This is a genomic window from Blautia sp. TM10-2 (genome assembly GCF_003480845.1).
Classification (GTDB): domain Bacteria; phylum Bacillota; class Clostridia; order Lachnospirales; family Lachnospiraceae; genus Fusicatenibacter; species Fusicatenibacter saccharivorans.
Window position 1 is genome coordinate 32,176 of the sequence record NZ_QUJZ01000002.1, and the last position, 14,085, is coordinate 46,260.

The 14,085-nt window shown below is 50.2% G+C and carries 11 protein-coding genes and 1 riboswitch; of the genes, 8 read left to right on the top strand and 3 right to left on the bottom strand.

Annotated features, from left to right (window positions below):
- The first annotated feature begins 649 nt into the window (after positions 1-649).
- The 6 genes from DXD92_RS02205 to DXD92_RS02230 all read left to right on the top strand — a co-directional run bounded on the left by DXD92_RS02205 (position 650) and on the right by DXD92_RS02230 (position 7,488).
- On the top strand, positions 650-1,054 hold the full coding sequence (locus tag DXD92_RS02205) for a YbaN family protein (protein WP_118639964.1): 405 nt from the start codon (positions 650-652) through the stop codon (positions 1,052-1,054).
- Entirely contained in the window at positions 1,051-1,398 is a 348-nt protein-coding gene (locus DXD92_RS02210; protein ID WP_022462170.1) for a nitrous oxide-stimulated promoter family protein, read from the top strand. The genes DXD92_RS02205 and DXD92_RS02210 overlap by 4 nt, the downstream gene beginning before the upstream one ends.
- A gap of 13 nt (positions 1,399-1,411) precedes the next feature.
- Positions 1,412-3,151: an ABC transporter ATP-binding protein/permease gene (locus tag DXD92_RS02215; RefSeq protein ID WP_118639965.1), complete on the top strand. Its 1,740-nt coding sequence runs from the start codon at positions 1,412-1,414 to the stop codon at positions 3,149-3,151.
- Positions 3,151-4,881, top strand: coding sequence for an amino acid ABC transporter ATP-binding/permease protein (locus tag DXD92_RS02220; protein WP_118640079.1), 1,731 nt, complete (start codon positions 3,151-3,153; stop codon positions 4,879-4,881). The genes DXD92_RS02215 and DXD92_RS02220 overlap by 1 nt, the downstream gene beginning before the upstream one ends.
- 63 nt (positions 4,882-4,944) lie before the next feature.
- A riboswitch (cobalamin riboswitch) is annotated at positions 4,945-5,138 on the top strand.
- 294 nt (positions 5,139-5,432) lie between these two features.
- Positions 5,433-6,737: a sirohydrochlorin cobaltochelatase gene (locus DXD92_RS02225; RefSeq protein WP_117761012.1), complete on the top strand. Its 1,305-nt coding sequence runs from the start codon at positions 5,433-5,435 to the stop codon at positions 6,735-6,737.
- 139 nt (positions 6,738-6,876) lie between these two features.
- Positions 6,877-7,488, top strand: a complete 612-nt coding sequence (locus DXD92_RS02230) for a hypothetical protein (RefSeq protein ID WP_022462174.1) — start codon at positions 6,877-6,879, stop codon at positions 7,486-7,488.
- Between the two features lie 112 nt (positions 7,489-7,600).
- On the opposite strand, the gene DXD92_RS02235 is transcribed toward DXD92_RS02230, so the two are convergent.
- Positions 7,601-8,059 carry a DUF2798 domain-containing protein gene (locus tag DXD92_RS02235; RefSeq protein ID WP_022462175.1) on the bottom strand — a complete coding sequence of 153 codons (459 nt, stop codon included), beginning with the start codon at positions 8,057-8,059 and terminating at the stop codon, positions 7,601-7,603.
- Positions 8,060-8,418: 359 nt separating this feature from the next.
- Here DXD92_RS02235 and DXD92_RS02240 point away from each other — a divergent pair, with 359 nt between their 5' ends.
- Positions 8,419-9,243, top strand: coding sequence for a TrmH family RNA methyltransferase (locus DXD92_RS02240; RefSeq protein ID WP_118640080.1), 825 nt, complete (start codon positions 8,419-8,421; stop codon positions 9,241-9,243).
- A gap of 91 nt (positions 9,244-9,334) precedes the next feature.
- Here DXD92_RS02240 and DXD92_RS02245 read toward each other — a convergent pair whose 3' ends face one another.
- Positions 9,335-10,210 (bottom strand): AraC family transcriptional regulator, encoded by an 876-nt coding sequence (locus DXD92_RS02245; protein WP_158581750.1) that lies wholly within the window; start codon positions 10,208-10,210, stop codon positions 9,335-9,337.
- A gap of 206 nt (positions 10,211-10,416) precedes the next feature.
- On the opposite strand from DXD92_RS02245, the gene DXD92_RS02250 reads away from it, so the two are divergent.
- The gene (locus DXD92_RS02250; protein ID WP_117761016.1) at positions 10,417-11,961 is read left to right on the top strand and encodes an alpha-amylase family glycosyl hydrolase; all 1,545 of its coding nucleotides are present in this window, start codon (positions 10,417-10,419) and stop codon (positions 11,959-11,961) included.
- A 58-nt stretch (positions 11,962-12,019) separates the two neighbouring features.
- Here the strand turns inward: DXD92_RS02250 and DXD92_RS02255 are convergent, their stop codons facing one another.
- Entirely contained in the window at positions 12,020-14,071 is a 2,052-nt protein-coding gene (locus DXD92_RS02255) for a HelD family protein (RefSeq protein WP_118639967.1), read from the bottom strand.
- Positions 14,072-14,085: the final 14 nt, after the last annotated feature.

A 14,085-nucleotide genomic window follows, 5' to 3' on the forward strand; every position in this document is an offset into this window, starting at 1 on the left:
TACCGATAGACGGTTAGTCCATATTTATTGGTTTATGTAAAAATAGTCGCCAAAGTTTGCAGGACTGGGCGGCTATTTTTGTGATTTCGCAGTATCTTTGCCGAAGTTGTATCCAAGGCTAAAGCAGGTTAAGCCGAAACTTACAACTGCTATGAAGTCGATAATACTCATGGCTTAGCCCTCCTTTCCAAGGAATTCCCATATAAAGGGTTTCTATGTAATCGGAGAGTCACAGTCCCTCCGTAGAAGGACTAACCGCCTACCGTTATGGCAGCACCCGTATATTGAGTATAACATCAATGGATTGACGGATGAACTGAAGGCGCAGCGTCGCCCTCCGTGAGGGCGTGAGTTGAAATGATGCGTCCCCACACAACCGGCCCGATTCCTTTGTCGCCCTCCGTGAGTTGAATCTTCAAACATTGGCGGAATTATTTAGAGTATGATGTATCACACTTCGTGAGTTGAAATAACAGCAGTTATTCTGCAAGCAGAGGAGCGTTCTCTCAGGAGTGAAATGTGTTTGACATGAAAGTTAAATAATGTTAATCTATAACTAGCGTAAGCGACAACTAACCGCTCATGTATTCGCAAGAACCATGAGCGGCTATTTTTCTATTTTAATATTCGGTGAGAAAGGAGGAAAATTATGAAGAGTCCATTTAAAATATTTTGGATCGTACTCGGCTTTCTGTGCCTGGGATTTGGCACCATCGGCATTGTGCTTCCGATTCTGCCGACAGTTCCATTCTATATGGCAACCCTGTTCTGCTTTGCGAAAAGTTCGGAACGGCTGCACACCTGGTTTATTGGGACCCAATTATATAAGAAGCATCTCGACAGCTTCGTACAGCATCGGGCGATGACGGTAGGAACGAAATGTAAAATCATCGGGATGGTAACGGTTGTGATGGCGATCGGCTTTTTTGCTATGAAGAATGTGCCGATCGGAAGAATCTGTATTGCTGTGGTATGGATGTGCCATATTTTGTATTTCTTCCTGCGGGTCAAAACCGTAAAAACAGAAGATCATATCCTAGGAGAAACAAAATGAACAAAGTAGAAAAAAAGCGGCAGAAAGAACAGTACGTCGTGGAAGAGATGATCCGCCTGTACTGCCGGAAGAACCATGGAAAAGAGGGGCATGCATCCGGCGGGATGTGTCCGGAATGTCAGAAATTAGCGGACTATGCAAAACAGCGGAGCCAGAAATGTCCCTTCATGGAACAGAAAACATTCTGCGCAAACTGCAAAGTACACTGCTACAAGCCGGAAATGCGGGAAAAGATCCGCGCCGTTATGCGGTTTTCGGGGCCGAGGATGCTGCTGTATCATCCGATTTTAGCTATCTGGCATTTAATCTGCAGCATGAGAGAGAAGCGAAAAGCAAAAGCATAAAAGAGAGGTACTTATGATTAAAACAAGACTGGTGGGGCTGCTGTCCCACGCGAAAAAGTATATCGTGTACACGATTCTGTGGCAGTGGGCGGCGCTTCTGTCGCAGGTGATCGCGGTATTTACGATTGCCGATCTGCTGGAGCGGGTTGTGTATGGCGCGGTAACGGCGACGGCTGTGAAACGGACGGTTTTTATGCTGGCAATTGTTGTTGTGATCCGCTTTTTCTGCGAGCGGATGGGTGCGAGGTCTTCGTATCTTGCGTGTGTGGATGTGAAACGGATTCTGCGTGAAAAAATTTATGAGAAAATGCTGAAACTGGGGGCATCCTACAGCGAACAGGTATCATCCTCGGAGGTCGTACAGGTATCCACGGAAGGCGTGGAGCAGCTCGAAACCTATTTTGGAAAGTATCTTCCGCAGCTGTTCTACAGCCTGATTGCGCCGCTCACGCTGTTCGCCATCCTCTGCCGGGTGAGCATGAAAGCGAGCGTGATTCTTCTGATCTGTGTGCCGCTGATCCCGATTTCGATTGTGGTTGTGCAGAAGATTGCGAAGAAGCTGCTGAACAAATATTGGAGTATTTACACAGGGCTCGGCGATTCGTTCCTTGAAAATCTGCAGGGTCTGACGACCTTAAAAATCTATCAGGCCGACCAGCAGAAAGCCGACGAGATGGATGTGGAATCCCAGAACTTCCGCCGGATCACGATGAAAGTTCTGACGATGCAGCTCAACTCAACGAGCGTGATGGACATCGTAGCATACGGCGGCGCGGCGGTTGGCATGGCGGTGGCGGTATCGGAATTTCTGAAAGGAAACCTCACCGTGTCCGGCACGCTCTGCATTGTGCTGCTGGCGAGCGAGTTTTTCCTGCCGCTTCGTCTGCTCGGATCATTCTTCCACATCGCGATGAACGGCATGGCGGCGAGTGACAAGATTTTCAAAATCCTCGATCTGCCGGAGCCGCAGACGGGAGAGCGGACGCTGCCGGACGGACCGCTGGATGTCGTGTTGGAGGATGTACATTTTTCCTATGAAGAGGACCGGGAAATCTTAAAAGGCATTGACCTGACGCTCCCGGCGGGCAGTTTTGTATCACTGGTCGGCGAATCCGGCTGCGGAAAGAGTACGATCGCGGGCATCCTTGCGGCAAAGAACCGCGGATATGCGGGAAGCATCACCCTGGGCGGCGTGCCGCTCTCGGAAGTCAATGAGACGGATCTGATGAAGCACGTTGTTCTGGTCCGCCACAACAGTTACTTATTTAAAGGAACCGTAGAAGAGAACCTGCGCATGGCGAAACCGGATGCGACGAAGGAGGAGATGGAGGCGGTTCTGCAGAAAGTCAATCTGCTGGGATTCTTACAGACACAGAACGGACTGCAGACAGAGCTTCTCGAAAAAGCAGGAAACCTCTCCGGCGGCCAGTGCCAGCGTCTTGTGATTGCGCGGGCGCTGCTTCGGAGCGACAGTGCGGTGTATATCTTTGATGAAGCCGCATCGAATATTGATGTCGAGAGTGAAGAGCTGATCATGAATGTGATTCATGAACTCGCAAAGACGAAAACGGTATTGCTGATTTCCCACCGCCTTGCGAACGTCGTACAGTCAGATCAGATTTATTTCCTGAAAAACGGTACCATCTGCGAGCGTGGAACGCATGCGGAACTGATGGAACAGAACGGCGCATACCGTCATCTGTACGACAGCCAGATGGTACTGGAAAACTATGGAAAGCAGGGGAATGCATGATGCACGAGAAGAAAAATACAGCAAAACGCAGAAGCGCCCTCCGGATTATGGGAAGCCTGATCGGGCTGGTGAAGCCATTGCTTCATATTATGATGGCGGCAATTATTCTTGGAACAATGGGATATTTATGTGCGATCTTCCTGACGATTCTGGCAGGACAGGTCATCGTGCATGGCTTACTGACGGGCGCGGCAGGGACGAGCCTTTCGGTGCAAAACATGTGGCTTGTACATACCCCGGTAAAAACGATACTCACGGTGATGATCGTGATCGCGGTGCTGCGCGGCATTCTGCATTATGCGGAGCAGTACTGCAACCACTTTATTGCTTTTAAACTGCTGGCGATCATCCGCCATAAAGTGTTTGCAGCTTTGCGGAAGCTCTGCCCGGCGAAGCTGGAAGGACGGGACAAAGGAAATCTGATTTCGATTATCACAACCGATATCGAACTTCTGGAAGTATTCTATGCGCATACGATTTCCCCGATTGCGATTGCAGCATTAACTTCTTTGATTATGGTATGCTTCATTGGAAGATACCATGTTCTGGCAGGGCTGCTTGCACTTGCGGCGTATCTGACGGTCGGCGTTGTGATCCCGATGTGGAACGGAAAGCGCGGAAGCCAGAAAGGAATGGAGTTCCGGACAGGCTTTGGCGAGCTGAACAGCTTCGTGCTGGATTCCCTGCGTGGCCTCGACGAGACGATTCAGTACGGACAGGGCGAAAAACGGAAAGAGCAGATGTCAGGGCGGTCGAAAGAACTGGCTTCTGTGCAGGAAAACTTAAGCCGCATGGAAGGCTCCCAGCGGTCTGTCACCAACATGGTGATTCTTCTGGCATCGTTCGGCATGCTGGCACTGACGATCTATCTTTACACGAAAGGCGGGATCGGATTTGAGGGAGTCCTGACCTGCACAATCGCGATGATGGGTTCCTTCGGCCCGGTCGTGGCGCTGTCCAGCCTGTCGAATAACCTGAATCAGACGCTGGCAAGCGGCGAGCGTGTGCTTTCCCTTCTCGAGGAAGCGCCGCTGGTGGAAGAAATTCCGGGAGATGCGGCATCCGGCGGTGACCACGCATTTGCAGGAGCCGAGGCGCAGAATGTAACGTTTGCCTACGAAGACGAGACGATTCTGGATCAGTATTCGCTGAAACTGGAACCGGGAAAAATCACCGGCATCCACGGCGCGAGCGGTTCCGGAAAATCGACGATCTTAAAACTTCTGATGCGCTTCTGGGATGTCCAGACGGGGCGCGTTTCCGTGGACGGAGCCGATGTCCGCGAAATCCCGACGAAGTATCTGCGCGATATGGAAAGCTATGTGACGCAGGAGACACATCTGTTCCACGATTCGATTGCGAACAACATCGCTATTGCAAAACCCGGCGCGACGCGGGAAGAAATTATGGAGGCGGCGAAGAAGGCGTCCATACATGATTTCATCATGACACTGCCAAACGGCTACGACACCGAAGTCGGAGAACTCGGCGATACGCTGTCCGGCGGAGAAAAACAGCGGATCGGTATCGCGCGGGCATTCCTGCATGACGCATCCATGATCCTGCTGGACGAGCCGACATCGAATCTTGATTCCTTAAATGAAGGAATTATTCTGAAATCCCTGAAAGAATCGGCAGAAGAGAAAACCATTGTGCTCGTATCGCACAGAGTGTCCACGATGAACGTCGCGGATGTGGTATATGAAATGGAAAATGGCCGGATTTCCTGATTTTACAGCACTTGACAGAGAAAAGACGATGTGCTACACTAACAGTCGTTAAAGAAAAAACAATTAAATATCGATGTGTAAGGTGTCGGACATGCGTGTCCGGTGAAAAGGGAAGCAGGTGTGAATCCTGCACGAACTCGTCACCGTATTTTGCAAGCAGGGGAATGATCCACTGGGAAACCGGGAAGGAGACCGATGCGCTGGAGTCAAATCCTGAAGCAATGAGCCGGGAGACCTGCCTTTCGCAGTACAGGAACGTTACGTTCGTGCCACGAGGAACTGGCAGTACAAAACAGGAAAGCGGACATTTGCCCCACAGCGGGTGAGATGGTTTTCTTTGTGATGAAAATACTGGAAGCCCCTCGTTGAAAAACGAAAGGGCTTCTTTCTATTTACGCGGGCAACGAGCCAAAGTCCGTGCTTGCACGAGACCTTAGCGACTGCCGCGATAACTTGAGAAACTCGCGGAGCGTGTTTCTCATAGTTTGAAATGTAAAACGTCCCCGATATTGGTTGTTGCAAAGATACCAGCAAATGGGAGGAAAACAAAAATGAAAAAGAAACTTGTAGTCGCTTTAATTTCAGCAGCTATGGTAACATCTATGCTCGGCGCATGCGGAAGCAGCAACGCATCCAGCAGCAGCGCAAGCAGCACAGCAACAAGCAGCGTAAGTGCATCTTCCGCATCTGAGGAAGACACCACAGCAGCAAGCAGCAGCGTAAGCGCATCTTCTGCATCTGAAGAGGTATCCGCAGATGCAGACCAGGAGGCAGCAGATAAAGTGGCAGCTTTGATTGACGCAATTTATGTACAGGAAAGAAATGATAACACCGACGAGCAGTGCAAAGAAGCAAAAGAGGCATGGGATGCCCTGACAGACGCACAGAAAGAACTCGTAGAAGGTGAGAACGCAGATCCGGATTACTTCGGAAGAGACACAGGGGATGCTTCCAAGGATGATCCGTTAAACGGAGACGAGATCGGCGAGAATGAGCTTCTGGTTGTAAGCTTTGGTACTTCCTTCAACGACAGCCGTGCTGAGGATATCGGAGGCGTTGAGAAAGCTCTGCAGGCTGCATATCCGGACTGGTCCGTAAGACGTGCCTTCACTGCACAGATCATCATCAACCATGTACAGGCCCGCGATGACGAGAAGATCGACAACGTAGATCAGGCACTGGAAAGAGCTGTAAGCAATGGCGTGAAAAAACTGATTATTCAGCCGACTCATCTGATGCACGGCGCAGAGTACGACGAGCTGAAAGAAGCAGTAGATAGCTATAAAGATAAATTTGAGTCCGTAACCATCGCAGAGCCGCTGCTTGGCGAGGTTGGAAGTGACGCTACCGTAATCAACGAGGACAAACAGGCCGTTGCAGAAGCAATCACGGCACAGGCAGTAAAATCTGCAAATTATGACAGTCTGGATGCAGCAGCAGAGGACGGCACTGCTTTCGTATTTATGGGACATGGTACTTCCCACAATGCAAAAGTAACTTACAGCCAGATGCAGACACAGATGGATACTCTTGGATACAAAAACGTATTCATCGGAACCGTTGAGGGCGAGCCGGAAGAGACCGCCTGCGAGAATGTGATCGAGGCAGTAAAAGCAGCCGGATACAAGAAAGTAATTCTTCGTCCGCTGATGGTTGTTGCAGGTGACCACGCAAACAACGATATGGCAGGCGAGGATGAGGATTCCTGGAAGAGCCAGTTTGAGGCATCCGGTGCATTCGATGAGATCAACACTCAGATCGAAGGTCTTGGAAGAATTGATGCTGTTGAGCAGCTGTATGTACAGCACACCAAGGCAGCTATGGACGGCAACGGCGTTCAGGACGATGCTGAATAATTAGGGGTTGTATTCCGAACGTAAAATAGAGTAAAATAAGATCCGGCAGTACGGCTGAAGAGACTCAGTGTGCTGTCGGATTTTAAGTTGAGCGGATGAAAAAGATCCGCTTCAAGGTGATACAAGGAGGAATTTTATTATGAGAAAAAAATTGGCAGTTCTTTTTCTTGGAGCAGCACTGACTGTATCCATGCTCGGCGCATGTGGCGGAAAGGATGCAGCGTCATCTTCTGCATCTGCAGTATCTGCGTCTTCTGCGGCAGACGCATCTTCCGCTTCTGTACAGGATGCATCTAAGGCAGAGAGCAGTACATCCACATCAGATGTTTCAGCAGAAAGCGCATCGGCAGCGGAGACTGCAGGAGAAAGCAGCGCATCAGAGCTGGAAGACGGTACGTATACGGCAGACTTCAATACAGACAGCAATATGTTCCATGTCAATGAAGCAAAAGAAGGAAAGGGTGTCCTGACGGTAAAAGACGGAAAAATGACCATCCACGTCAGCCTGGTATCCAAAAACATTGTCAATGTCTTTGTGGGAACAAAAGAAGAAGCACAGGCAGACGGCGCAGAGCTGATCGAGCCGACCACAGATGAGGTAACGTATTCTGACGGAACCACAGATGAAGTGTACGGCTTTGATATCCCGGTAGAAAAACTGGACGAGGATTTCAATGTTGCGATCATTGGTAAAAAAGGAACCTGGTATGATCATGTAGTCAGCGTATCCAATCCGGTACCGCAGGAGTAATCCCGGAAGAAAACAAAAGATATCCACAGAAGGCGAACCATTTTGCACCGTCTGTCCACAGAAATTGTGGAAAGAGAGGGGAAAAGCGGTTCGCCTTTGTGGATATCTTTTCTTATTTTTCCGGAAACAGTTTGCGGAACAGAAAACGGATGAAGGGTCCGCAGTACATGAGCTGCCAGAAGAAGGCAACCGGGAAGTTTAAAAACGTGGTCTGGAGCCAGACAGCAACGAATTCCTTTCCGGCATTTTTAAACAGCAGCGTTGCAATAAAACTCATAATCGGACACATAATAGCAATAATCATAATGGAAATTGCCAGCGTGATTACGATCGGACGATCCTGCGGTGTTACCATGCAAAAAGCTAATTTGTGAGCCAGATGATCCACGAGGAAAAACTCGAGGATAAAAGCGGCCGGCCACATGATTATCATCTCGTGAAACGCCATCAGAAAGACCTGATTTGTCATTCCGCCGATGTTCATGGAAATGTTGTAGCAGATCATGGCATAGACCATCAGAAAGGACATCATGAGGGTAAATACAACGTTTTGAAATTTTGTTTTTGGCATCGATTGTTCTCCTTTTCTTTGCAATTTTGAAAAATGGGCGCAAAAAAGACACATGTGTTGTTCGTTAACCAAGCAATGCACTTGTGCCGTTTCCAATCTGATACCAATCTTTTCTGCAGTTTTTAATTTTGAACCGTCGATTATTATAACGTCTCTGGCGGCGTTTGGCAAGAGGAAATTGAGAAATTTTTAAAAAAGACAGATAAACAAGAAAATTCGATGCGTGCTGGAAGCACGGTTTGGCGAATGGTGCGGGGAACGGCACCGGCGGGAAAAAGAATGGATTGCGAAACGGGAGCGGGATTGCTACAATAGAACATAGTGAAAACAAAGAGAAAACGCAAAAGGAAATCAATATTATGTCAGAGATCAGAAAAATCGAAAACTTTGCGGCGCCGGAGCTCGACGTGTATGCGCGTCTTTCAGAACCGCAGTTATTGCACTATTATGAACCGCAGCCAGGCCTTTTTCTTGCGGAGAGTCCGCGTGTCATCGAGCGTGCGCTGGATGTCGGATATGAACCGGTTTCGTTCCTTGCCGGAAGCGCAGAGCTTGCCGCAAACGAAGCACTCTTTGCGCACTGCCCGGACGCGCCGGTCTATACAGCAGAGACGAAGGTGCTGGAACAGCTCACAGGCTTTGCCCTCACGCGCGGCATGCTCTGCGCGATGCACCGCCGCACGCTTCCGGCTATGGAGGAAATCTGCCGGAATGCCCGCCGCGTGGCGATTCTGGAAAATGTCGTGAACCCGACGAATGTCGGTGCGATTTTCCGTTCTGCCGCCGCGCTTGGCATCGATGCCGTGCTTCTCACATCAGGCTGCAGCAACCCGCTGTACCGCCGCGCCATCCGCGTGAGCATGGGAAATGTCTTCCAGGTCCCATGGACCGTGCTGCCAGGCGGCAGTTACTGGCCGGAGCAGGGAATTGCTGCACTGCAGGAACTTGGATTTTATACCGTTGCGATGGCATTAAAAGAAGACTCCGTTCCGATGGATGATCCGTCGTTGAAAACGCATGAAAAGCTCGCCATTCTGCTCGGAACCGAGGGTGACGGACTGGCAAGTGATACGATCGCTGAAACAGATGCAACCGTGCTGATTCCGATGACACACGGTGTGGATTCACTGAACGTCGCTGCGGCGAGCGCTGTCGCATTCTGGGAGCTGGCGGGAAGAAGATAAAGATGTTCCGTCGGTACCGGAGATTACGGAATAAAAATAGGATCAGAGATAGATTTTCGGGATGCATATTTTGATGCATCCCTTTTTGAATTTATGAATTTTGAAATTCCTTCCGATACATCTGCGGCGTACATCCCACTTTGCTTCGGAACTGCCGGTTGAAGTTGGAAAGGTTGCGGAAACCATTGTCGTACGCGATTTCGGACACACTCTGCGTCGTACTGCGCAGCGCCTCGCAGGCGGCTTTGATCCGAAACTGTGTCAGATATTCAACGGCCCCGAGTCCGAAGGTCTGCTTAAAACAGCTCATAAAATAGCTTTTGCTCAAATGCGACAGCCTGGCAAGTTCCTCTATGGTAATCGGGTCGGCGAAGTGCTCCTGGATATAGGCGAGCACAGGCCGCAGGTTTTCAGCAGCCGCAGGCATGGCGGGACGATCGGTGCAGAGTTCCGGCGATGCGGCGAGCAGATAGAAGAAGCGGAGCAGCTCACTTTTCAGCAGAAGATCGGAGACAGCAGAGTTTTCAAGGATGCAGCGGAAAATCTGCTGGACGGATGCAGAAAGTGCAGCATAACTGGAATGTTCGGGTGAAATCGGTGCCTGGATGCGGCGCCGGGCGGAGAAAAACGGCTGCAGAATTTCCGTGTAGCTGCGGTCGTCATACCCGCCGATCAGCATATTCTTGTGGAAAACAATCGTATCATAAAACATCGACTCCTGCTCGGCGGGCAGAATGGCATGTACGAGGTTCGGCTGAATCAGAAAAATATCACCGGTATGCGCCGTAAGCAGACGGTCCTCATACTGAAAATACCCCGTTCCGCGTTTGATATAATTCAGCTCCATCTCCCCGTGCCAGTGCAGCGGTACGCCGGGAAAATAGTCGAGTATCCGGCAGTCATAATAACTGTAGGGAACCTGCATGGAGCCGTGCTGGCGTTTTTCTTTCGCAGCAGAAAGCATCATAAAATCCTCCTCCAAAAAGCATGTCCGTAAAATGCCGGAAATGGCAGAGCGCGGCATGCATAAAATCATAGAATAGTATTAGAATGAAATAGGAAATTACTGGTATTTCAGCGGATACAGTAGTAATATATCATATAGAAACACTTGCTGCAACGACGAAAATACAGCAGAAATAAGAGCGAAAGAGCGAAAGAGGGAAAGAAAAAATGTCAAAATGGTTAGATAACGCAGTATTTTATGAGATTTACCCGCAGTCCTTCAACGACACCAACGCCGACGGAATCGGAGATTTCCAGGGTATCATTGAAAAATTAGACTACATCAAGGAGCTGGGCTGCAACGCCATCTGGATCAACCCGTGCTTCCTGTCCCCATTTGGTGATGCAGGATACGATGTCGCAGATTACTGCCGCGTTGCACCGCGCTACGGAACGAATGAGGATCTGAAGAGAGTTTTCGAAGAGGCACACAAACGTGACATGCACGTTCTGCTCGACCTGGTTCCGGGCCATACATCTGTTGAGCATCCATGGTTCAAAGAATCCATGAAAGCAGACCGCAATGAATTTACAGACCGCTACGTATGGACCAATAACGTATGGGAAGCACCGGAAGGAATGGGAAGCCTGCGCGGCATTTCCGAGCGTGACGGCGCCTGCGCCATCAACTTCTTCTCCAACCAGCCGGCCCTGAACTACGGCTTTTATCAGCCGGATCCGGAAAAACCGTGGCAGCAGTCCTTTGATGATGAGGGACCGCAGGCAACGCTGGCAGCGATGGAAGATGTCATGAGATTCTGGCTGAACATGGGCTGCGACGGCTTCCGTGTCGATATGGCGGGCTCCCTGGTAAAGAACGATCAGGAAGGCAAAGGAACCATCCGCCTGTGGCAGCAGGTACGGAAATTCCTCGACGCCGAGTTCCCGGATGCAGCCATGGTATCCGAGTGGGGCGAGCCGGACAAATCCTTACAGGGCGGCTTCCACATGGACTTCCTGCTTCACTTTGGACCGTCCCATTACAACGATCTGTTCCGCTGCGATGAGCCATTCTTCTCCAAACGCGGAAAAGGAGATATCTCTGAGTTTGTAGAGACCTACAAAACCAACTACAATAAGACCGCACAGAAAGGCCTGATCTGCATCCCGTCCGGAAACCATGATATGGACCGTCTGGCACGCCGTCTGCAGGGGGATGAGCTGAAAATTGCTTTCGCTTTCCTTCTTTCCATGCCAGGTGCGCCGTTCATCTACTACGGTGATGAAATCGGTATGCGCTACGTCGAAGGCCTGAAATCCGTTGAGGGCGGATACAACCGCACCGGTTCCCGTTCTCCGATGCAGTGGGATGACAGCACCAACGCAGGATTTTCCAGCGCACCGGCCAGCGACCTCTACATCACCATGGATCCGGGCAAAGACCGTCCGACTGCAAAAGCACAGATGGCCGATCCGGATTCCCTGTACCACGAAGTTAAAAAACTCATCCAGATCCGCCAGAGCAGCAAAGCACTCTTAAGCCGCGGAACCATCGAGTTCGTTTATGCAGAGAAAAACCAGTATCCGCTGGCATACGTCCGTGAGGCTGAGGGTGAAAAAGTCCTCGTCATCATCAACCCATCCGACAAAGAGCAGTCCTTCCCATACAGTGCAGAGCTGAAGGATGCCCTCTACACGATCGGAGGAAAAGCAGAATCCAAAGACGGAACCATCACCATCCCGGCACAGTCCGCAGGATTCTATCATATCTGATCGAAAATAAAAATGACAGGGAGATCCAATCGAATTTTTTCGGAGGATCTCCCTGTTTTTAAATATGATACACTCTCAGCTCATGCAATGCCCTGGTCGCTGCAATATACTGCGCCTGCATCATTATCTCCCGTTTCTCGTCCTTCGGGAAAATCGAGAACACCTGATCAAACTCCAGCCCTTTCGCCAGATAAAATGTGGTAACCGTCAGTCCTTTCTTAAAACTGGAGCTGTCACGGTTCAGCCAAGAAAGCCGCTTCTCACAGTCAAAATCTTTTTCCGACAGAATCTCCCGCAAAATCAAATAAGTCCGTTCCGCCGTCTTCTCATCCGGTACAATCACCGCCGCTGTCTCATACGTTTTCTCATCTGGAAACAGTGTATCCACTGCCTCCCGCAGAGCCGCCTCAAGATCCGTGACATCCCGTTCCAACACCGGCATTCCGTGCCGTTCAAACAGCTCCAGATCCGTCACGCCAATGAGATTTGCCGCATACGACGCAATTTCCACCGTATTCCGGTAACTCTTCCGCATCTCAATCCGCCGCAGATCCTTCCCGAAAATCCCCGGTAAAAACTGCAGTACATCCTGCTGCTGATCCGCCATCGTCTGCGCCCGGTCGCCGAGAATCGTCATCTTACAGGAAAACATCCGCCGGATCATCAGATACTGGAGCCGCGAATAATCCTGCATTTCATCAATCACCAGATGCTTAATATTCGACCGCTCCGCCTGCCGCGACAGGCGGTACTTCAGATACAGAACCGGATACACATCCTCATACCGCAGTTTCCGCTTCTCCAACGGCCGCCGCGGCAGCGTCTGATATCCCTCTTTCTTCAGAAAACGATTGTAGAGAACATAAAAATCCATCGTCCCATACATCTTCCGGAATTTTTCGATGAGCGGAATCCGCTCCTCCTCCGGCAGATCCCGGTTCAGCAGCGTCTCGATCTCGTCAATAAACGTCTCCGCCACCGCATCCATCCGCGAGAGCAGCGGAATATCCGCAAACTTGTCATAAAACAGCGTAATAATCTCCGATTCTGACTTCACAAACGACTTATACGAAACGTCTGAGAAATTCATCAGCTCGTCCTCAAGCTCCAGCGCAAATCCCTCCATCTGGTCCACAAACGCCTGCGACTGTTTTAAAGCAAACCGTTCTGCGGCTTTTGGATCCCGCATCTCCCGCTCAATCTGATCACAGCGATCCTCACAGTCCGCCGCCGTGTCCTGTAATTTGCGGTAAGCAAAGAGATCAAAACTCATCTCCTGAATATTCTCCTCACCGAGCTCCGGCAGAATATGTGAAATATAATCCGAAAATACCCCGTTCGGCGATAAAATCAGAATATTCGAAGACTTCAGATTCTGTCTGTCATGATACAAAAGGTAGGCAATCCGATGCAGCGCCACCGATGTCTTGCCGCTTCCCGCCGCTCCCTGAATTACCAGAATCCGGTCCTTCGTATTGCGGATGATCGCATTCTGTTCCTTCTGAATTGTGCGGATAATATTCTTCAGCTGTACCTCGCCGTTGCTGCCAAGCTCCGCCTTTAAAATATCATCATCAATTTTCACATCACTCTCAAATCCGTAAATCATCTTTCCATCCCGGATCTTATACTGCCACTTGGAACAGATTTCCCCTGTCATCTCGCCGCCCGGCGCCAGATAGGAAGCCGGCCCGCGGTCAAAATCGTAGAAAAGACCGCTGACCGGGCTTCTCCAGTCGTAAATCAGCGGCAGCTCGCCCGGCCGCTCCGCAAAATTGCCGATGCCGATATAGAAAATTTCCGGCTCATCATCCCCGTCATAGCAGAAATCCACACGCCCGAAGAACGGAGAATCCAGCATTTTCCGGAAGCGGCTCCGCAGAAGAAGCTGCTCCTGATTCGCATTCACCTGATGCAGCAGCGCCTGCTGATTGTCGTAATCCTCATATCCGTACTGGTCCATCTCGGTATAGTTCTGCCAGTAATAATCGTGCATATTTTCAATTTCTTTCTGTCCGTCCAGCAGAGACTGACTGATCTCGGCAAGACGCGCCTGCAGCTTTTCCAGCACAAAAGAAAGATATTCCTGTCCGTTTTTCTGGTCTGTCATAAAAGGAAACCTCC